Annotated in this window: 20 protein-coding genes; 10 read left to right on the forward strand and 10 right to left on the reverse strand. The window is 62.2% G+C overall.

Translation table 11 applies throughout. The annotated features are described in order from the left end of the window. Nucleotides 1-183 precede the first annotated feature (183 nt). From eutH to HU773_RS12680, 6 genes are all read left to right on the forward strand, one after another. A complete protein-coding gene (eutH, locus tag HU773_RS12655) occupies nucleotides 184-1,428 on the forward strand; it encodes an ethanolamine utilization protein EutH (RefSeq protein ID WP_057440016.1) in 1,245 nt (414 codons plus the stop codon). A gap of 56 nt (nucleotides 1,429-1,484) precedes the next feature. After that, nucleotides 1,485-1,841, forward strand: a complete 357-nt coding sequence (locus HU773_RS12660; protein WP_120732854.1) for a DUF1937 family protein — start codon at nucleotides 1,485-1,487, stop codon at nucleotides 1,839-1,841. A 131-nt stretch (nucleotides 1,842-1,972) separates the two neighbouring features. Then, nucleotides 1,973-2,818 carry an urea carboxylase-associated family protein gene (locus HU773_RS12665; protein WP_057959579.1) on the forward strand — a complete coding sequence of 282 codons (846 nt, stop codon included), beginning with the start codon at nucleotides 1,973-1,975 and terminating at the stop codon, nucleotides 2,816-2,818. Nucleotides 2,819-3,098: 280 nt separating this feature from the next. Further along, on the forward strand, nucleotides 3,099-3,605 hold the full coding sequence (locus HU773_RS12670; protein WP_057959580.1) for a sigma-70 family RNA polymerase sigma factor: 507 nt from the start codon (nucleotides 3,099-3,101) through the stop codon (nucleotides 3,603-3,605). Next, nucleotides 3,602-4,567 (forward strand): FecR domain-containing protein, encoded by a 966-nt coding sequence (locus HU773_RS12675; protein WP_057959581.1) that lies wholly within the window; start codon nucleotides 3,602-3,604, stop codon nucleotides 4,565-4,567. Before HU773_RS12670 ends, HU773_RS12675 begins: the two co-directional genes overlap by 4 nt. Nucleotides 4,568-4,664: 97 nt before the next feature. Then, the gene (locus tag HU773_RS12680; protein WP_186626206.1) at nucleotides 4,665-7,502 is read left to right on the forward strand and encodes a TonB-dependent receptor; all 2,838 of its coding nucleotides are present in this window, start codon (nucleotides 4,665-4,667) and stop codon (nucleotides 7,500-7,502) included. Nucleotides 7,503-7,512: 10 nt separating this feature from the next. Here HU773_RS12680 and HU773_RS12685 read toward each other — a convergent pair whose 3' ends face one another. Further along, a complete protein-coding gene (locus tag HU773_RS12685; protein ID WP_057959583.1) occupies nucleotides 7,513-8,322 on the reverse strand; it encodes a helix-turn-helix domain-containing protein in 810 nt (269 codons plus the stop codon). A 112-nt stretch (nucleotides 8,323-8,434) separates the two neighbouring features. Between HU773_RS12685 and HU773_RS12690 the strand changes: the two genes are divergently transcribed. Beyond that, entirely contained in the window at nucleotides 8,435-8,746 is a 312-nt protein-coding gene (locus HU773_RS12690) for a hypothetical protein (protein ID WP_057959584.1), read from the forward strand. Next, on the forward strand, nucleotides 8,743-9,174 hold the full coding sequence (locus HU773_RS12695) for an MAPEG family protein (protein WP_186626205.1): 432 nt from the start codon (nucleotides 8,743-8,745) through the stop codon (nucleotides 9,172-9,174). The genes HU773_RS12690 and HU773_RS12695 overlap by 4 nt, the downstream gene beginning before the upstream one ends. Here the strand turns inward: HU773_RS12695 and HU773_RS12700 are convergent. After that, a complete protein-coding gene (locus HU773_RS12700; protein ID WP_057959586.1) occupies nucleotides 9,164-9,766 on the reverse strand; it encodes a glutathione S-transferase family protein in 603 nt (200 codons plus the stop codon). The genes HU773_RS12695 and HU773_RS12700 overlap by 11 nt on opposite strands. A gap of 226 nt (nucleotides 9,767-9,992) precedes the next feature. Between HU773_RS12700 and HU773_RS12705 the strand changes: the two genes are divergently transcribed. Then, nucleotides 9,993-10,175, forward strand: coding sequence for a hypothetical protein (locus HU773_RS12705; protein ID WP_057440026.1), 183 nt, complete (start codon nucleotides 9,993-9,995; stop codon nucleotides 10,173-10,175). Between the two features lie 37 nt (nucleotides 10,176-10,212). Here HU773_RS12705 and HU773_RS12710 read toward each other — a convergent pair whose 3' ends face one another. Next, nucleotides 10,213-10,497, reverse strand: coding sequence for a hypothetical protein (locus HU773_RS12710; RefSeq protein ID WP_057440027.1), 285 nt, complete (start codon nucleotides 10,495-10,497; stop codon nucleotides 10,213-10,215). A gap of 295 nt (nucleotides 10,498-10,792) precedes the next feature. Here HU773_RS12710 and HU773_RS12715 point away from each other — a divergent pair, with 295 nt between their 5' ends. After that, entirely contained in the window at nucleotides 10,793-11,524 is a 732-nt protein-coding gene (locus HU773_RS12715) for a tellurite resistance TerB family protein (RefSeq protein WP_057959587.1), read from the forward strand. Between the two features lie 342 nt (nucleotides 11,525-11,866). On the opposite strand, the gene HU773_RS12720 is transcribed toward HU773_RS12715, so the two are convergent. The 7 genes from HU773_RS12720 to HU773_RS12750 all read right to left on the reverse strand — a co-directional run bounded on the left by HU773_RS12720 (nucleotide 11,867) and on the right by HU773_RS12750 (nucleotide 18,925). Next, complete coding sequence (locus tag HU773_RS12720; RefSeq protein WP_128593755.1) at nucleotides 11,867-12,595, reverse strand: PA4824 family protein; 729 nt, start codon at nucleotides 12,593-12,595, stop codon at nucleotides 11,867-11,869. Nucleotides 12,596-12,702: 107 nt separating this feature from the next. Then, entirely contained in the window at nucleotides 12,703-15,417 is a 2,715-nt protein-coding gene (mgtA, locus tag HU773_RS12725) for a magnesium-translocating P-type ATPase (RefSeq protein ID WP_186626204.1), read from the reverse strand. A 209-nt stretch (nucleotides 15,418-15,626) separates the two neighbouring features. Beyond that, on the reverse strand, nucleotides 15,627-15,911 hold the full coding sequence (locus tag HU773_RS12730; protein WP_081044239.1) for a hypothetical protein: 285 nt from the start codon (nucleotides 15,909-15,911) through the stop codon (nucleotides 15,627-15,629). A gap of 305 nt (nucleotides 15,912-16,216) precedes the next feature. Beyond that, nucleotides 16,217-16,828: a LysE family transporter gene (locus HU773_RS12735; RefSeq protein WP_057959590.1), complete on the reverse strand. Its 612-nt coding sequence runs from the start codon at nucleotides 16,826-16,828 to the stop codon at nucleotides 16,217-16,219. Between the two features lie 47 nt (nucleotides 16,829-16,875). Beyond that, a complete protein-coding gene (locus tag HU773_RS12740; RefSeq protein WP_057959591.1) occupies nucleotides 16,876-17,703 on the reverse strand; it encodes an AraC family transcriptional regulator in 828 nt (275 codons plus the stop codon). Nucleotides 17,704-17,755: 52 nt separating this feature from the next. Continuing rightward, nucleotides 17,756-18,442, reverse strand: coding sequence for an arsenical resistance protein ArsH (gene arsH, locus HU773_RS12745; protein ID WP_057440033.1), 687 nt, complete (start codon nucleotides 18,440-18,442; stop codon nucleotides 17,756-17,758). Between the two features lie 12 nt (nucleotides 18,443-18,454). Continuing rightward, on the reverse strand, nucleotides 18,455-18,925 hold the full coding sequence (locus tag HU773_RS12750; RefSeq protein ID WP_057440034.1) for an arsenate reductase ArsC: 471 nt from the start codon (nucleotides 18,923-18,925) through the stop codon (nucleotides 18,455-18,457). Between the last annotated feature and the right edge of the window lie 3 nt (nucleotides 18,926-18,928).

The raw sequence follows: 18,928 nt of genomic DNA on the forward strand, positions 1-18,928 counted from the left end.
GACCGATTCCAGTGTGTTTAACCCGCAAAACCACATAAAACACACGATTGGCATGGGAAGTGGTTAGTAATAGGGTGTGAAAACACCGCAAATGGAGCTGTAAACGCGTTTGGCCAATGGAGCGACCGAACTGGGGCGTACTCCTACAAAAATAATTGATTCAGTACAGATGGAGCGAAAGCAATGGCGGAATTTGGCAACTACGTTATTTACCTGATCATGATCGGCGCGGTGGTTGGCGCGTTTGCATCCGTGATCAAGCCGGACAGCGGCCTGGGCAAGGAGTTTGTCAACGGCATCCACTCCATCGGCCCGGTGTTCCTGGCGCAGGCGGGCATCATGGTGGCGATCCCGTACTTGTCCAAATTCATCGAGGTCGCCCTGGGGCCGTACTTTGGTGCGATGGGGTCAGACGTGTCGATTGCGGCGCTGTCGATCATTGCCGTGGACATGGGCGGCTACCAGTTGGCCGATGCCCTGGCGGCGAACCGCGACATGTGGATCACCGCCATGATCGTCGGCTACACCTCCGGCGCGACCATTGTCTACCTGATCCCGGTCGGCCTGATGATGCTCGAACGCAAGGACCACAAGTACCTGGCGCTGGGGGCCATGGCGGGCTTGATCAGCATCCCGTTCGCGGTGCTTGCGTCGCTGATGATGATCACCGCCTTCAACCTGCCGGTGCGGGACATTGTGTCCACCACGTCGCCGGCGTTGCATTACCTGAGCCTGGGTTTTGTCGACTGCGTGCGCTTGCTCGCGCCATTGTTTGTGTTCTGCTTCCTGCTGGCTGCCGGCCTGCGCTACCGGGCGGCGTGGATGGTGGCCGGGTTCCTGGTGTTCGGTAAGTTGATGGACGCCTTTATCAAGATCGTCCTGGCGTTGGCCATCGTTGAGCACTTCACCGGGTTCTTCATGAAGAATTTCGGTGTGTGGGGCTTTGACCCGATGTTCGCCGACGAGAAGGAGTTGTTCCGTGCCATCGAGATTGCTGGCTATATCGGCATCATGCTCGCCGGTACGTTCCCGATCTGCTACCTGTTCAACCGCTACTGCAAGAAACCCATGGAAGTGCTGGGCAAGCACATCGGGCTGTCGGCCGATGGTGCGGCGGCGTTTGTCATGGTGTTTGCCAACATCATCGCGGTTTACCACCTGTTCAAGAAAATGAATGCCCGGGATAAGGTCCTGTGTGTGGCGCTGGGTGTCTGTGCCCAGGCCACCATTGGCGATCACCTTGCCTTTACCGCGAACTTCCAGCCGACGCTGATCATGCCGATCCTGCTCGCCAAGCTGTTTGGCGGCCTGCTCGCCGTGGCGATCGCGATCAAGATCTCGGTGCCCGCCGCCCAGCGTTATGAAGCGCAGGAACGCGAGCGCGAAGAGGCCGATGCTCCCGGTGTGCCCGCTGCCCAGGCGGTCTGACGCCCACTGTTCAACCATCGCAAGGGTGCGAGCCCTTGCATTGCCCTGAGGTAACAATGAGAAAGATCTTTCTGGCCTGCCCCTACAGCCATGCCGATGCGTCCGTCACCCACGAGCGCTTTATCCAGTGCAACAAGGTGGCGGCCACGATTATCGAGGCGGGTCATGGGGTGTTCAGTCAGGTGTCGATGTCGCACCCGATCAACCTGGCGTTCGAAGGCAAGGACAACGCAACCATCGGCAAGCTGTGGGCGCCGGTGGATGCGTTGTTCATGGACATGATGGAAGAATTGATCATCCTCGATCTGCCGGGCTGGGACTTGAGTTCGGGGATCAAGCGTGAGATTGAATTCTTCAAGAATCGCGGGCAGAAGGTCAGCCTGTGGTCGCAGGTTTCTGGCGAGTTCAGCTAACAACGCAGATCCCCTTGTGGGAGCGGGCTTGCCCGCTCCCACAAAAGCCCTCCCACTTCGGGTTGTGTGCATGGCGCACGCCACATGCCACGTTGTATGGTCTTGCAAAACCCTGCAACGGAGCACCCCCCATGTACAAGGACTATCCCGCCGCCTACCAAGTCAGCAAAGGTGCTGCCTTGCAGGTCGACCAGGCATTTTATGATCGCGTGCGCGAGGCCGAGCGCACCCTGGTCGAGCAGTTTGAAGTGCCGATCCGCACCGGCCGCGCCTGGAAAGTGCCGGCAGGTCACGTGTTCCGCGTGACCACCCCGGTCGGCCCGCAGGTTGGCGACTTCAATGTGTGGAATGCCAATGATCCGCGCGAGCGCATGTGGGCGGCCCGCACCCGCCAGTTGCAAGGCGCCCACGTCAGCACCTATGACCGCTTGTGGTCGAACCTGCCGTTCCTGCGGCCGATGGTCACCATCACCGATGACAGCCTGGCCGGCTACGGCATCGACGAGCACGGCGGGCGCCTGCACGACCTGTTGGGCACGCGCTGCGACCCATACGTGAACAAGATGCTCACCGGCGAGGACTTCCACCACCATTGCCACTCCAACCTGACCCGCGCCATCTTGCCCCACGGCCTGACCGAGTTCGATGTGCACGATGTGTTGAACATCTTCCAGTGCACCGGCCTGAACCACGACGACATGTACTTCATGAAGGCATGCCCGGCCAAACAGGGCGATTATCTGGAGTTTTTTGCCGAGATCGACTTGCTGTGCGCACTGTCCACTTGCCCGGGCGGCGACCTGTCGCTGCCGATGTGGGGCCCGGATGCCCAGGATCCGCTGACCGTGTGCCGCCCGCTGGGCGTGGAGATCTATCGGCTCGACGCGGCCCTGCTGCACGGCTGGGAATCGCCTGCGCGCGCGGCGTACAACGGCAACCATGGTTTGCTGATTCCCAAGGCAGCGTGGGAAAAATAATGGAGCCGGGAAGGGCGGCGGTAGTGCTTTATGTGGCGGAAATTGCGTGCCCAGCCGCCCCCCCCCCCCCCTGTGGGAGCGGGCTTGCCCGCGATGGCGTTGGTTCAGGCGCTACTTCTGGTATCTGACACACCGCCATCGCAGCCAAGCCAGCTCCCACAGTTGATGTGTGGTGTGTGTAAGGTTAGAGATCCCCTATGGGAGCAGTCGAGGCTGTACAAGCATCAGGTCCAGACACTAAAATGAGAAGTATTATCATTCGCTGCTCATTGGACCTGACATGTACGACGACAGTCTCGTCTCGCCCGTCGAACAACTCTATACCCGTCATCACCCCTGGTTGCGCAGCTGGTTGCAGCGGCGCCTGGGGCACTGCGCCGATGCCGAAGACTTGGCCCACGACACGTTTATCCGGGTGTTGCGCACGCAGCAGGATGTGCGGGAGTTGCGCCAGCCCATGGCGTTTCTGGCGGCGATTGCCAATGGCTTGCTGATCAACCGCTGGCGCCGCCAGGCGATTGAGCGGGCTTACCTGGAAGCACTCGCCGCCCGCCCGGAAGGTGAGGAGCCATCGCCCGAGACCCGCTACCTGATGATCGAAACCCTGCTGCAGCTCGACTCGCTGCTGGTGGGCCTGTCGATGCAGGTGCGCAAGATCTTCTTCCTGTCCCAGCTCGATGGCCTGACGTACCCGCAGATCGCCACGCAGTTGAGCTTGAGCGTGGCCCAGGTGCAACGGGCGATGGGCAAGGCTTTCAGCGTGTGCTACGCGAGCCGTTTTGAATGACTGGTAAGCCGGTTGCACCGAAAGTCCGCGAGACGGCCATCGACTGGATCGTCCGCGTGCAGTCCGGAATGATGAGCCCGGCCGAGCAGCAGGCGTTGCAGCATTGGCGCCAGGCAAACGCCGAGCACGAATACGCCTGGCAACGCGTCGCCAGTCTGCCGCTGATGCTCCAGCCCGGCGCCAACCTGTTGGCCGATGTCACCGCGCGGCGGGCATTGGAGGCGGCCGGGGCCGATCCGGCACGGCGCCGGCAGGTGCTCAAGTGCTTATTGGGCCTGGGCCTGCTCGGTGGCTTGTCCTGGCAGGGCGCGGAATCGACCCTGGTGCGCGCAGCCTTTGCCACGTACCGCACGGCCACCGGCGAGCGCCGCCGCTGGACCCTGGCCGATGGCAGCTCTCTGTGGTTGAACACTGCCAGCGCTGTCAGCCTGGACTTCAGCGCGCAGCTGCGTCGCGTGCAGTTGATCGAGGGCGAAGTGGCGCTGGATGCTCGGGTTGAATCGCGCCCGCTGCAACTGCTCACACCGGATGCGCTGCTGCGTAGCCAGGACGCCAATCTGCTGGTGCGCCATGATCAGCAGGGCACGTGGATTACCGTATTGCGCGGGCTGGTCGAGGTGAGTTCGCTGCGCCACTCGGCACCGGTATCAGTGGCGGCAGGTTGGCAGACCCAGGTCGATCGCCAGGGTGTGGGCACGCCACGGCAAACCGATGGGTTTCTGGCTCAGGCCTGGCTGCGCGGGATTTTGCCTGCCGAGCGCATGCGCCTGGATGTGCTGCTGGCCGAACTGTCCCGTTACCGGCCGGGCGTCTTGCGATGCAGCGAGCAGGTCGCGGCGTTGCGCGTGACTGGCAGCTTCCAGTTGGACGATACCGATGCGGCGTTGGCGTTGGTCGCCCATGCATTACCCGTGCGTATCGAGCGGCGGACCCGCTATTGGGTGACTGTGGTGCCGGTCTGAATATTTTTTTACGTTCCCCCCGTAGTTTTTCCAGACTCGCTTGGCCTCTAGGAATAACCCACCGAAACAGGTGGGCCTTCACCTCTAGGAGCCCTGCATGATTTCTCCCGCAAGTGTCTTGCGCACCCGCACATTGGGTCTGTTGTTACTCAGCCTGCAACCGCTGTACAGCACGGCGGTTTTCGCCCAGGCCGAGCGCCAGCCCTACAGCATCGAAGCTGGCCCGCTGGACCAGGCACTCTCGCGCTTCGGCGTGCAGGCGGGTATCAGCATGGCGGGCAGCTCGACGCTGACGGCGGGCAAGCGCAGCAACGGCCTGCACGGCGATTTCAGCACCGAAGCCGGCCTGGCAAAGTTATTGGCGGGCACGGGCTTGAGTTTTCAGCGCCAGGCCGATGGCAGCTTTGAACTGCATCCGGCGACCAGTGCCGTGGTGCTGCCGTCGCAGAAAGTCACTGGCGATGACCTTGAGAAAAAAGCGGTGTACACCGAGCCACGTTCGTTGGTGTATATCTCCAACGAAGAAGTGCGCCGCTTTGGCGTGATCTCCGCCGGCGACCTGCTCAAGGGCCAGCCGGGGGTGCAGGTGGGTGACAGCCGTAATGGCGGTGGCCTGGATGTGAATATCCGCGGGATCCAGGGGCAAAGCCGGGTCGCGGTCACGGTTGACGGTTCGCAGCAGGCGCTGGATGTCTATCGCGGCTATGCGGGCACGCAACAGCGCAGCTACATCGACCCCGACCTGATCAGCGACGTGTCCATCGACAAAGGCCCCAGCCTGACCTCCAGCGCCATCGGCGGCACGGTGGCAATCCGCACCCTGGGTGTCGATGACATCCTGCGCGACGGCAAGAACGTGGGCCTGCGCTTGAAGGGCGATCTGTGGAACAACGGCGTCGAGCCGGCCTCGCGCAACAGCCATTCGACCACCGAGGACCTGTACTCCGAACCGCACCAGAACCGTGGCGGCCTGTTCGGTTCCGACTCGGAATCGGGCAGCGCGGCGTTTGCCTATACCCATGACCTGTTTGATGTGGTGGCCGCCTACGCCCATCGCAACCAGGGCAACTACTTCTCCGGCAAGCACGGCCAGGACCGCTACCGCACCTTTGACCGCTATGGCCAGGAAAACATGACGGTGGCCACTACCTACAACGCCGGCGAAGAGGTGCTCAACTCCTCGGCAGAGACCGAGTCGATCCTGCTCAAGACCACCCTGCGCCCGGCCGATGACCACACCTTCGACTTCGGCTACATCCGTTACGATGGGCGCATAGGCGAGATCATGCCCTCGGACATCTTCCGTTTCGGCACCGGCGGTATCTACCAGTACCCGCGCGGCAGCACCAAGATCGACACCTACACCGCCCGCTATCACTACCTGCCCACGGGCAATATGCTGGTGGACCTGACGACCAGCCTGTGGATGACCGATGCCAAGACCAGCCAGTTGACCTCGGTGCTGGCGCCCAAATCCCAGGCCTATCGTTCGGACCGCAACTGGACGCGCCAGGATGACCGACGCATCGGTGGTGAACTGGCCAATACCTCGCGTTTTGATACGCACTATGGCGATTTCAAGCTGGACCTGGGCGGCTCGTTCCAGCTCGAGGAACTGCAGCCGCAAAAGAGCGTGGTCACCACACAGAACGATATCAACGCCAACCGCAGCCTGCGTGACGGTTCGCGCAAGGAATTCAGCCTCAACGGCAAGCTGGAGTACAAACCGGTGGATGAGCTGACGGTGTGGGGCGGCGGGCGCTATACCTACTACCGCACCAAGGACCATGTACCGCACGCGACCGCCCAGCGCGAGGAGCGTGAGTTGCGCTACGTGAACGTGATCAAGCCGGGCAGCTACGGCAATATGCTGTGGTTCCCCGACGCCAACGGCCAATACACCGACGCCACCGACCCGCGCCTGAATAACGGGATTGTGTTCAGCGACACCAACAACCCGTTTGATGGCCCGCGCTACAACGACTATGGGGGCGTTGGCACACTCGTCTATCCGTCGCAGGTGGGCGAAGTGGTCACCGGCTACACCTATTCGGGCAAGCAGAGCGACAGCAAGGGCGCCTTTTCGCCGGCCATCGGCATCAACTACGAGATCGCTCCGGATACTTTCATCTATGCCTCGTACACCCAGGGCCTGCGCATGCCCTCGCTGTTCGAAACCAGCCAGGGCACCCTGCAGACCATGCCTGGCAAGGGCCTGAAACCGGAGCGTTCGAGCAACTGGGAAATCGGCGCGAGCACCCTGCAAAAAGGCCTGCTGGCGGACAACGACACGGCGGCGATCAAGCTGGCGTACTTCAATAACACCATCAAGAACTACGTGACCCGCTACTACGACCCAAGCCCTGGCCTGATGGGCCTGATGAACTTCAGCAATACCGACAGCTTCAAGACCAGCGGCCTGGAACTGCAATCGAAATACGATGCCGGTTGGGTCTTTGCCGACCTGTCCTCGACCTACTACCTGAAGACCGAAACCTGTGACTCGGCCTTCGCCGCGCGCCTGCGGGCCAGTTCCAACCCTTGGCGGAAGCTTGACGACACCCCCAACTGCACCGCGGGCAGCTTCATGGGCTCGTACACCAACACCCAGAACCCACCACGGGTCGCCGGTAACCTGACCTCGGGCCTGCGCTTCTTTGACCAGACCCTGACCGTGGGCGGGCGCCTGACTTACACCTCGGGCCCGACCGTCACCGCCGACAAATCCTGGCAGACCGGCGCCACCACGCCGCAGCTGGTTTATCGCGAAGTGGCGCTGGTGGACCTGTTCCTCGACTACAAATGGCAAGACCACACCCAGTTCAACGTGTCGCTGGACAACCTGACGAACCGTTACTACCTGGACCCGCTGGCCCAGAGCTTTATGCCGGCGCCGGGGCGCACGTTGCGCATGGGCGTGGTGACCAAGTTCTGATCAGCGACGCCTAGCGGTTCAGGAAGTGTTCGTAGGCTGCGGTCATGACCTGCCAAGTGTGGGGATTGGCCGGGATCAGGTGCTCGATGCGCAATGAGGTGACGGTGATGTCCTGGGGCATGCCGAACGTGGTGAAGGTGGACATGAAATCCAGCTGGCCATGCCGTGAATTCACGCGGGTCAGCACCAGCGGCGGCAGTTGATTGGCCAGGGGTGTCGAGCCGTGCGGCACGGGCAGGCTTTGCAGCAGCGTGGCCAGGGTCGGGTTACCCAGTGCTTCACGGGCAGCCCGTTGCCAGGCGAGGTTGCGGATCTCGTCGGCATTGAGCAGATGGTCGCCCAGCCCCCCCGGTTGCAGCAGGGTGGTCAGCAGGTTCAGGCCTCGTGCCGCGTCTGGCGCCAAACCCACCAGGTCGAACAACACCTGGGTGCTGGCATTGGCGGCGAGCACTTCCCAGTGACTGCCCAGCACGATCGCCGGCGCCGGATTGTTGGCCTTCAGTACATGGCTGATGGCATCCCGAATGGCATCCATTGCCGGCGCTGCGAGCGGCGTGGCTTCATAGCGCGGGGCGTAGCCGGCGGCCAGGAACAGGCTGTTGCACTGCTCCAGGGGCACCTCGAGGGCGCTGAGCAGGTTATGCAAGGTGCCCGGGCTGGCCTTGGCGCGGCCGGTTTCGATACAGCTCAAGTGGCGCTGGGAAATGCCACTGATCAGCGCCAGCTGCAATTGGCTCAACTTCGCCTGACGGCGCAACAGCCGCAGTTGGGTGCCGGCGTCGGTCTCGGGGTTGGCGCGGGGGAAGGGTGGGCGGTTCATGGATGGACTCTGGCAGGGCGGGGCGGGGGGCGTCCATGACCTCGCAGGTCATTGAGATGGCGGCGACGTTATCACTAATCTGCGGCTTGCCCAATCCTGCGTGGTGGACACTATGCACAGACCCTACATCGCCCTCGCTAGCCTGCTGGCGTTCTCCCTGTACACCCTGGGCACCCTGCTCTGGGCCGAGCAGTCGCTGCTGGCGTTCGGCCTTGAGCTGCTATCCAGGCCCGATACCGCCCAGGTGGTGATCGACCTGTACCTGATGGCGGCCCTGGCGTGTGTGTGGATGTACCGCGACGCCCGGGCCAAGGGCCGGTCCCTGGCCAGTGTGTTGCCTTATTGGCTGCTGACGGCGGTCTTTGTCTCAGTCGGCCCGCTGCTGTACATCGTGGTCAACGGCTTTGCCAGGGGCCGGCAATGAGCAGCAGCCTGTATGTGTTTGCCCTGTGCGTGCTGGTGTTATTTGCCAAGATGCTGGCGATTTCCTGTTACCAGGGGTTTTTCCGCCTCAGGCACCGGGCGTTCACCAACCCCGAGGATGCCGGTTTTTTCAAGCGCGATGCCCTGGTGCACGAACTGTCCGCCGTCAGCCGGGCAAGCAGGGCCTGGGCCAATGACCTGGAGAATATTCCGCTGTTCTTCGCGCTGGGCGGGTTGTGCGTGGCGTTGGGCACCCATGGGGTGGCGACGGCCTGGCTGTTTGCCCTGTTCACCGTCGCGCGGGTGCTACATACCTTGATGTACCTGGGTCGCCGCCAACCCTGGCGCACCCTGGCCTATGGCGTTGGCCTGGCGTGCCTGCTGGGGTTGGCGGGGTTGATCGGTGCGGCGCTACTGCCTATTCGATAGGGTATTTGCCGAATGCCGGGTGTTGCTCGGCCAACTGGGCGTGGCGTTGCAGGTTGGGAAAGTCATCGGCCTTGACCACCGAGGGCACCGCGTACTGGCTAAAGGACCACGCCACCGCGACGCTCAACGACGCCTGGGTCAAGGGCTCGCCTGGAGCGTTGGCCAAGAGTTTTTCCAGGCCCGAATAGGCCGCCAGCAGTTGCCCGGTTACTCGATCGAGCCATGGTGCATGCAGCTTCTCTGCGGGCCGCAGGTTGTGCTCGTAGTAAATCTGCACGCTCTTGTCACAGGCGGCCAATGCCAGGCCGATCACTTGCAGGTCCCGTGCACGGGCCGCAGCAGTTTGGGGCAAGAGTTTTTTATCGGCTGGTGCCAAGGTTTCGAAATAATCCAGGATCAGGCTGGAGTCCATCAGCACCGTCCCGTCGTCCAGCACCAGGGTCGGGGCCTTGACCACCGGGTTGATCCTGGCGAATTCGTCGAAGGTGCTGAACACCGAGAGGGATTGCTGCTCAAAGTCCACCCCATACAGATCCAGGGCAATCGCCACGCGGCGTACATACGGCGAGTCCAGCATGCCAACCAGTTTCATGAAGCCTCCATTGCTATCAAGGGGAAGGGTTTGTGCGTTGACTTGATGCCGCTGTTTTTTACCATAAATGCCTGGTTGAAACTCAGCCCGATCGTCTGTGGACCCTTGGCGGGATCATGTTGAGCGCGAACGGCAGTCAGCGACGTTCGGTAGGCCGCAGGGCCGGGATCGGGAGTATGGTGGACCGGGCAACCCGTGGATTATCTCTGGAAGAGGAGAGGTGACTATGAGCGTTCCCCTGTTGAACAAGATGCAGCTCAATGGCTATGAAATTGTCCGGGTCAATAGCGGCCCATGGCGCGTCTGCACCAAGGATGATCGACTGGCTTCATTCAGCTCCCGCGAACAGGCGCTGGCCTATGCCGCGACCTTGCCGGGCTACAAGGCCCGGCCACGGCCGACCCCATAACCTTGGAGGGGGCCGGATTTGCGGCCCCCGCACCGGGTCAGACGAAGGGCTGGCCGCTGAACCCGCGTGGTAGGCGCTGCAGGCCGGGCAGCTCGGTCAGGCGTTGGGTCCAGGCGCTGCGCCAGTCATTGTGGGGGCTACCGGAGCGGGCTCTGCGTGCCGCGCGGCGCGATGCGTTGCGCTGGTTACGGCGGGCTTCCTTGTAGGCATCGGTGTTGCGGCAGGTGCGGCATTTAACCCGGTTCAGTTCCACCGTGGACGTCAGGTTATTGCCGTGATGGCCGCAAGCGAGGTGCCCCGCGACCTTGAAGTGAGTGACCATGTCAGCGTCTCCTTCTGTGAGGGTACGCGGCACCGCTAATCTGTTGATGCTCGCGCTCAAGGCCAGGCCGATTGAGGCCGAGCCCTTATATTTCTGACCCCACGCGCGCGCTGACGTTCACCACCCGTCTTGGTGTGCCGAATCTGAAGAATTCTCACGGTGGCTAAAGGCCGGCGCCGGGTTTGCTGGGGCGCGTTCAGGTCGCCAACTCCGTGCCTGCTGGGCGGCCTTGGCGTTACCGGTTCCAGGGACTATTGTTGATTGTCTGGCGCACAGCCCAAAGGAGGGCGATACCATGAACACCAGTGCTCTACTGGAACAACTGCTCCGTGCAGGCCAAGCCTCGATGGCGCAGCAAGGCGGCTCGGCGGCACCCCAGGGTGGCGCGGGAGGGCTCGGTGGCTTGGGCGGCCTGCTCGGTGGGTTGCTGCGCGGCGGCGGCTCCGCAACGGCGTCGGGCGGTGGCGGCCTCGGCGATCTGCTGGGTGGCCTGGGTGGCATGTTGGGCGGGACCCAGGCGAGCGGATCGACCCGCGCGCGCACTGGCGGTGCCAACTACGCGGCCCTGGCGTCACTGGGGATGATGGCGTTCCAGGCGTATCAGGCCTGGCAACGGCAACAGGCCTCGGCGCCGCAACAGACGCTGCAGACGGTTGACCAGTTGTCTGGCGCCGACGTCGAGGCCCATAGCCATGCGGTACTGCGTGCATTGATCGCGGCGGCCAAGGCGGATGGGCGGATTGATGAGAAAGAAAAGGCCTTGATCTCCCAGGAGATTGGGCGCCACACCGACGATCCGGACTTGCAGCAATGGCTCGACGCTCAAGTCGCCAAGCCCCTGGATGCAACCGACTTTGCCGAATATGCCAATGACCCGGCGGTGGCTGCCGAGGTCTACCTGGCCAGCGTCATGTTGGTGGATGACCAACAGGACGCCGAGCGAAACTACCTGGACGAGTTGGCAGGTGCGCTGGGCATCGAGCCGGAGCTGCAACTGCACCTTGAGCAGCAAGCCAAACCGGCCTGATACCGAGGCAACTTGAAGCGTGTGCTTGCTGCAGAGCCCTAGTGCGGCTGCGATAGTGGTGGCTCAGCCAACATCAATGCCAGCCATACCGCCGCCATCGCAGCCTCGCCGGGGCTCGACAGCTCCCACATTATTTTGTGCCAGCTGGCATAACGTGTTCGCTGTAGGGCGCCCGCGTTCGAGAACACAGATCCCGCAAACCCCGATAAACCCTGTGGGAGCTGTCGAGCCCCAGCGAGGCTGCGATAGTGGTGGCTCAGCCAGCATCAATGCCAGCAGTACCGCCGCCATCGCAGCCTCGCTGAAGCTCGACAGCTCCCACATTGATCTCCCTCCAGTGTTTCAGAACCGTAGGGTAGCCCCGGTCGTCAGCCAGCGGTCGCGATCCCCGGTCAGGTTGCGTCCGACCACCAGGTCCACATCGACTTGCTGACCCAAATGCACCCGCGGCCCGGCTTGCCAGGCCTGGTCGCCGCCTTGTTGGCCATAGCGTTCTGCCAATAGCGTCAACGAGTTCGCCAAGCGGTATTCCAGGCCTGTGCCCCAGGTCAGTCGGTGGTTTTGTTCGCCATCGTCATAGGCATGGGCCCAGCCGGCGTTGAGGTTCAAGCGTAGCGTCTGAGACGCTTGCCAGGTCAGCGGCAGGCTCAGGTCTGCGCCGTCGAATGGGTGCCGGCGATCCACCGCGATATGCGCTGCCGCCGCCCAGGCGATCTCCACGCCGGCATCCTGCCAGGCCCACAATGAGCCCTTGAACTGCGGGCTGAGCTGGGTCTGCTCAGGGTCATCCTCGAGGGCGGCGCCCCATTGCAGGTTGGGCATTGCGCGGGATGTGCAGGCGGCGGAGAGGGTGGTGTGCGATGTCGAGCGGGTGTAGCCTCCGTCGATATTGCATTCGCCGGGGGCGTTGATGGCGCCATCGTCCACCACATAGGAACCACCGGCGGCGAAGGCCTTGGACAGCAGGCCGAGCACCAGGAAGGCGCCGATAAAAATCAGGTTGCGCCGCAGCGCCCGTTGCCGCGATGCCGGTAGCCAGTCAAAGGCAGCAAGGAAGGTGTGTTTGTGCATGGGGTCATGCTCCAAATGAACAGAATTATCTGTAGCGATGGTGCTGTTGGAGTGGGCTGGGTGTGGCAAACCTGTCTGCCACACCCAGCCCGGTCACAACAGCAAACTCAGTACCACTGCTTGAAGCGGCGGATGTAGATCGTCTTCATCAGCTGTGCCACACAGCAGTAGGCGAGCAAGGTGCCGACCAGCCAAGGGAAGTAGGCCCAAGGCAAGGGTTGCAGGCCCACGATCGTGCCCAGGGGCGAGAAGGGCACATAGATCCCCAGGGCGATGACCAGGCTGGTCATCATCAACACCGGCCAGGCGGCGGTGCTCTGGAAGAATGGGATCTTGCGGGTGCGCAACATATGCACCACCAGGGTCTGGGAGAGCAGCCCTTCGACGAACCAGCCGGACTGGAACAGGGTCTGCATTTCCACACTATTGGCCGCAAACACGTACCACATCAGGGCAAAGGTGGTGATGTCGAAGATCGACGAGGTCGGCCCGATCCAGATCATAAAGCGCCCGATGTTCTGCGCGTCCCACTTGCGGGGCTTGGCCAGGTACTCCTTGTCCATCTTGTCCCACGGCAGGGCCAGTTGGGAGATGTCATACATCAGGTTCTGCAGCAGCAAGTGGATCGCCAGCATCGGCATGAAAGGGATGAACGCACTGGCCACCAGCACCGAGAACACGTTGCCGAAGTTGGAACTGGCCGTCATGTTCAGGTACTTCATGATATTGCCGAAGGTCTCGCGCCCTTTAAGCACACCTTCTTCGAGCACCATCAGGCTCTTTTCCAGGAGGATGATGTCGGCCGATTCCTTGGCAATATCAGTCGCGCTGTCCACCGAGATGCCGACGTCGGCATCGCGCAGGGCTGGTGCATCGTTGATGCCGTCGCCGAGGAAACCCACGGTGTGACCATTGGCCTGCAAAGCCTTGAGCACCCGGGATTTTTGCAGCGGCGTCAGCTTGGCGAACACCGTGCGTTGCTCAACCTCCTGCTGGAGGGTCGCATCGTCCATGGCTTCGATATCCACGCCGAGCAGCGGCTCGCCAGGCTCCAGGCCAACCTGGCGGCAGATGGTGCGGGTGACCACGGCGTTATCGCCGGTCAGCACTTTGACCGCGACTCCGATCTCTTGCAGCGCAGCAATCGCCGGGCCGGCGGTTTCCTTCGGTGGATCGAGGAAAGTCAGGAAGCCGTGGATCACCAGGTTGCGTTCATCGGTGGGGGTGTATTGCTGGCGCGCCAGGGCCTTGGGAATGTTGCGGGTGGCCACCACCAGCACGCGGAAGCCGTCCTCGTTGAACTCGTTGGCGGTGTTCAGCAGTTCCTGGCGACGACGCTCGTCCAGAGCCACGGCGCTCGCGCCTTCCATCACATGGGTGGCGATAGCGAGCATTTCTTCCACGGCACCCTTGCACACCAGCAGGTGATCGCCGTGGCTGTCCTTGACGACAATCGACAGGCGCCGACGAACAAAGTCGAAGGGCAGTTCATCGACCTTGCTGTAGGCAAACGGCACCTGGAACTTGGGGTTGTGCTGGGAAAACGCGAGCACCGCCTGGTCCATCAGGTTCTTCATGCCGCTTTGATGATGGCTGTTAAGCCAGGCCAGGGACAGCACCTGGTCGTCCCGCTGGCCGAAGGCGTTGACGTGGTGCTCGAGGATGATTTTGTCCTGGGTCAGGGTGCCGGTCTTGTCGGTGCACAGCACGTCCATCGAACCGAAGTTCTGGATCGCGTTGAGGCGCTTGACCACCACTTTGCGCTTGGCCATGGCATTCGCGCCCTTGGCCAGGTTGGCGCTGACGATCATCGGCAGCATTTCCGGGGTCAGGCCCACGGCCACCGCCAGGGCAAACAGGAACGCGTCGCCCCAGTCGCCCTTGGAAAAGCCATTGAGGAAAAACACGATGGGCACCATCACCAGCATAAAGCGGATCAGCAGCCAACTGACGCTGTTCACCCCACGGTCAAAGGCGGTCTGCACCCGGGAGCCGACGATGGCCTTGGCCAGCGAGCCGAAATAGGTGCGTGGCCCGGTCGCCACCACCACTGCCTGGGCGCGGCCGCTGACCACGTTGGTGCCCATGAAGCAGATGTTGGGCAGATCCAGCAGGTTGCTCTGGTCGGCGGCGCTGAGGGTGGCGGATTTTTGCGTGACGTCGCCCAGGGTGTCGTATTTTTCCACGGGCAAGGCTTCGCCGGTCAGCACGGCCTGGCTGATAAACAGGTCGCGGGACTCGATCAGGCGGATATCGGCCGGGATCATGTCGCCGGCCGACAACTGCACGATATCGCCGGCCACCAGTTCACGCATCGGCACTTCGCGCAGGATGGGTTGGGCGCCGACCTGCTCGCGGCGCAGCACCGTGGCGGTGGTGCGCACCATGGCCTTCAGCGCCTCGGCGGATTTGGCCGAGCGATGCTCCTGCCAGAAGCGCAGCAGGCTGCTCAGGGCGACCATGGTCATGATGATAATGACCTTGGTCAGGTCGACGTCCTCACCGGCGCGCAGCGGCAGCCAGTAGTCGGTGACAAAACTGATCACCGCCAGGGTCAGCAGCACATAGATAAAAGGGTTGTTCAGGGCCTGGAGGAATTGCACGACAGCGTGTGGCGGCTTGTCGTGGGCCACTTCGTTATAGCCTTCGCGTTGCAGGCGGGCGCTGGCATCCAGTTCGGTCAGGCCGTCCTTGGTCGCCCGGACGTTGGCCAGGGTGGCCGCCAGGCCGTTTTGCGCTTCGCGGGCGGCACGCATCGACAGTTTGCTGTCATGGGTGGCGCGGTGCTTGTTGGGCAGTTGCGTGGTTTTTACGGCGCTCATAGTGTGTACTCCTGTCGACATACTCATTACTTGCCTGGTGGGCAGGCGAGCACGAACATGCCGAGTCGCAATTTTTTGCGATCAGTTCTAATAACTTTAAAGAGGTGAGTTAATTAACGGGCGCGCAGAAAACTGCCGCTGGCTTAGTTCGCAAAGAACGCCAGTTAATTAATTGACCAACTATCAGGAAGTTGCTGTTTCCAGTCGGCTTATGCCGCGTGCGCGCTCAACAACAGGCGCACGTGAACAGGCAGGCTGGAAACGTTCCGTCTCTGTGGATCTTGAGGGTCGGCATGGTCCCATTGCTGGACCAGGTGGCCGGTGGTGGGGCACAGGCGCCAGTGAGCACGCAGGTGCACCGGGCTGATACGCGGGGAGGGGCAGGCGAGGGCCGTGCGCGCGGGGGCAATGCCCCGGGAAACACGGCACGGCGTGGCACGCAGGGCTGAAGCCAGCGTGCGTACATCAGGTAGAACAAGGGTCTGGAAATTCATAACACACCTCGGGACCGGACTGGCGCCGGCTCAAGGCAGTTACGTTGGAGCATCAAGCTCTAGCGCAGCTAACCCGGCCTGGAAGGCGAGTCCCGTCTTTACTCTGGGTTTGGCGTCCGCCCCCTGTATTCACGGGGAGCGGACAGCGACTAGATACTGTGTCCATTGGCTTCTTTTGTGAGGTTGAAATAAGGCCCGAGTTGCAGGCACGGGCAATCTACTCAGGCAGGTAGGGGATGTCAATCAATAATGAACTTGTTTGGGCGCTTGTTCAGACTTCATTCAGATTGGCGTTATATATAAGTTCATACACTGTAGGCGGCCAATAACGCCAGATACATCAATGCCAGGCCGCAGGCGCCATGGCTGATTCGCTGCCAAGTTGGCGAGGCGTTCTTTCGCAAGACATTCACCAAGCCCGCAATCAGAAAACACGACAGGATCGACGCCAGCATAAAACCGGCGAAAAACATCAGGGTCTGACCGTGACTCGGGGTGGTGCCGACGATGCCTGCCAGGGCACTGCCCAGGGCGCCCCAGTACACAATGTTCTTCGGGTTGGCCAAGGAGAGGGTTGCGCCGACCATCAGCGCGTTGCGCCCGGTGCTGGCCGGGGCGCTGTCGGGTTGCGGCAGGTGCCAGGCATCCAGCAGGCTGCGCAGACCGAGCCAGGCCAGGTACAGCGCGCAAACGGCGGTCAGGGGCACGCGTACCGCGTCGTGCTGGATCAGCAGGGCCATGCCGGTCAGGCCGATCACCGCCCAGGTCGCATCGCCCACCAGCGACCCGACCTGCACCAGCAATGCCGGGGCGAACCCATGCAGCAGGCCGCGGCGCAGGGTTTCTGCCAGCACTGCGCCAGGGGACAGGCAAAATACAAAGCCGAAGACCAGCGCGGAAAAAAAGATTGTCAGCATCACCCCCCCCAAAAATCAATCACGCACCTTCGCCGACACGTCGGCTGCTACAGGTCAGTTTGCGGCTGCGGGCGCTGAGTTGTCTTGGACCGGATTGCGCTCTGATAACGGCCAGGGGTAATACCATACGCCGCACGGAAGTGCCGGTTGAGGTGGCTCTGGTCGGCAAAGCCCACTTCATGGGCGACTTCAGCGGCGCTCAGGCCGCTGCGCAGCAGGCCTTTTGCTCGGCGGGTACGCAACTGCATGGCCCACTGCCGGGGGCTCAGGCCGGTTTCTTTCTGAAAGGTGCGCAGGACGTGGAATTTCGACAGGCCCAACTCGTCGCCCAGGGTATCCAGCGCCACGCCTTGATGTAACTGCGCAGCGAGTAGTTCCTGAGCCTGGGCCACCATCCCCGACCCGGCGCTGGCGCTACTGGGCAGGCGCACACCACTGAGCCTGACCACTTCGCCCAGCAGCAACACCAGGGCGTCTTCACTCAGCCCGCAAACCAGTGGGTCGGCGCTTAATGCGCCCTTGGCGGCCTGGGCCAGTTGCGCCGCCAGTTCCGGGGCAAAGCACAGCGCACGATCGAACTCCAGGTGCGCCAGCCCAAGGTCGGTGGCCAGGCGATCGGCCCCGGCGTACAGGCTGACAAAGTGCCAGGGTGCCCCCTCGGCCGCGCCGCCGCCCTGGATCTGGCCGGGGTTGTACAGGGTGATACTGCCCGGCCCGGCCTCGAAGGTGCGCCGGTCCAGCCACACCTGCTCGGCGCCGACCAGGTTGACGCCAATCACGCACTCGTCGTGGCTATGCCGGGCAAAGGTCAGGCCGGTGCAGGTGGTGCTGCTGATTTCGTAAGGGCCCAGCCAGGCGTGGTGCAGGGAACTCATGGGGTGGGCTCAGTGGCATCGGGTGCAGCAAAGCATACGCGTTTACCTGCGTTCAGATCGACCGTTGATTGACCCGGTCAGAGAGCGCTTGAGCATCTTCCTTGCGCTCAGAATAGCGCTGCACCAGTTCCGGATGCTCACGCACCAGCAGGGTGAACTTGACCAACTCTTCCATGACATCCACCACGCGATCATAGAGGGCTGAAGGTTTCATCCGGTCCTGATCGTCGAACTCCATGAAGGCCTTGGGCACAGATGACTGGTTGGGGATGGTCAGCATACGCATCCAGCGCCCCAGGACGCGCAGTTGGTTGACAGTGTTGAAAGACTGCGAGCCGCCGCAGACTTGCATCACCGCCAGGGTCTTGCCCTGGGTTGGGCGGATGGCACCCAGTGCCAGGGGTACCCAGTCGATTTGCGCCTTGAACACTGCTGACATCGAGCCGTGCCGTTCCGGTGAGCACCACACCTGGCCTTCGGACCATTGCATCAAGGCCAGTAGTTCCTGGACCTTGGGGTGATCGTTCGGAGCATCGTCCGGCATTGGCAGGCCGGCGGGGTTGAAGATCCGTGTCTCGGCGCCTAGATGCTGAAGCACGCGCGCCGCTTCTTCCACCAGGAGTCGGCTGAAAGAGCGCGTACGGTTGGAACCATAGAGCAGGAGAATCCGTGGCCGTTGTGCGGTGTCAGCGTGGAGTGGGGTGCTCAATGTGAGGTCGAGGTTGGGTAGGGTGGTCATGACATTCTCCGCTTATAACAAGCCAATACGATCCAGCTCAGCCTTGATCTGTGCCGCATCGAGGCGGTTGAACGGGAGGTCGAACAGCGCCCGGCAGCGGGTTTCGATGATCTGCAGGGTGGCCTGGAAGGCGGCGTCAATCTGCGCCTCGTCGCCGTGTAGGTCCGACGGATCCTCAAGCCCCCAATGCGCCTTGATTGCCGGGCCAAAGTACACCGGGCAGGCTTCCTGGGCGGCTTTGTCGCACACGCTGATCACAATGTCGGGTGGGCTGTCTGCAAAGGCCTCGTTGCCCTTGCTGTACAAACCGTCGGTGCTGATGCCCGCGGCCTGCAATGTACTCAGGCTGCGTGGCAGGACCTGGCCCTTGGGAAAGCTCCCGGCGCTGATGGCATGGAACCCTGGCGGGGCCAGGTGGTTGAACAGGGCTTCGCTGAGGATACTGCGGCAGCTGTTGGCGGTGCAGATGAACAGGACTTTCATGAC

The organism is Pseudomonas shahriarae (assembly GCF_014268455.2).
GTDB classification, from domain to species: domain Bacteria; phylum Pseudomonadota; class Gammaproteobacteria; order Pseudomonadales; family Pseudomonadaceae; genus Aquipseudomonas; species Aquipseudomonas shahriarae.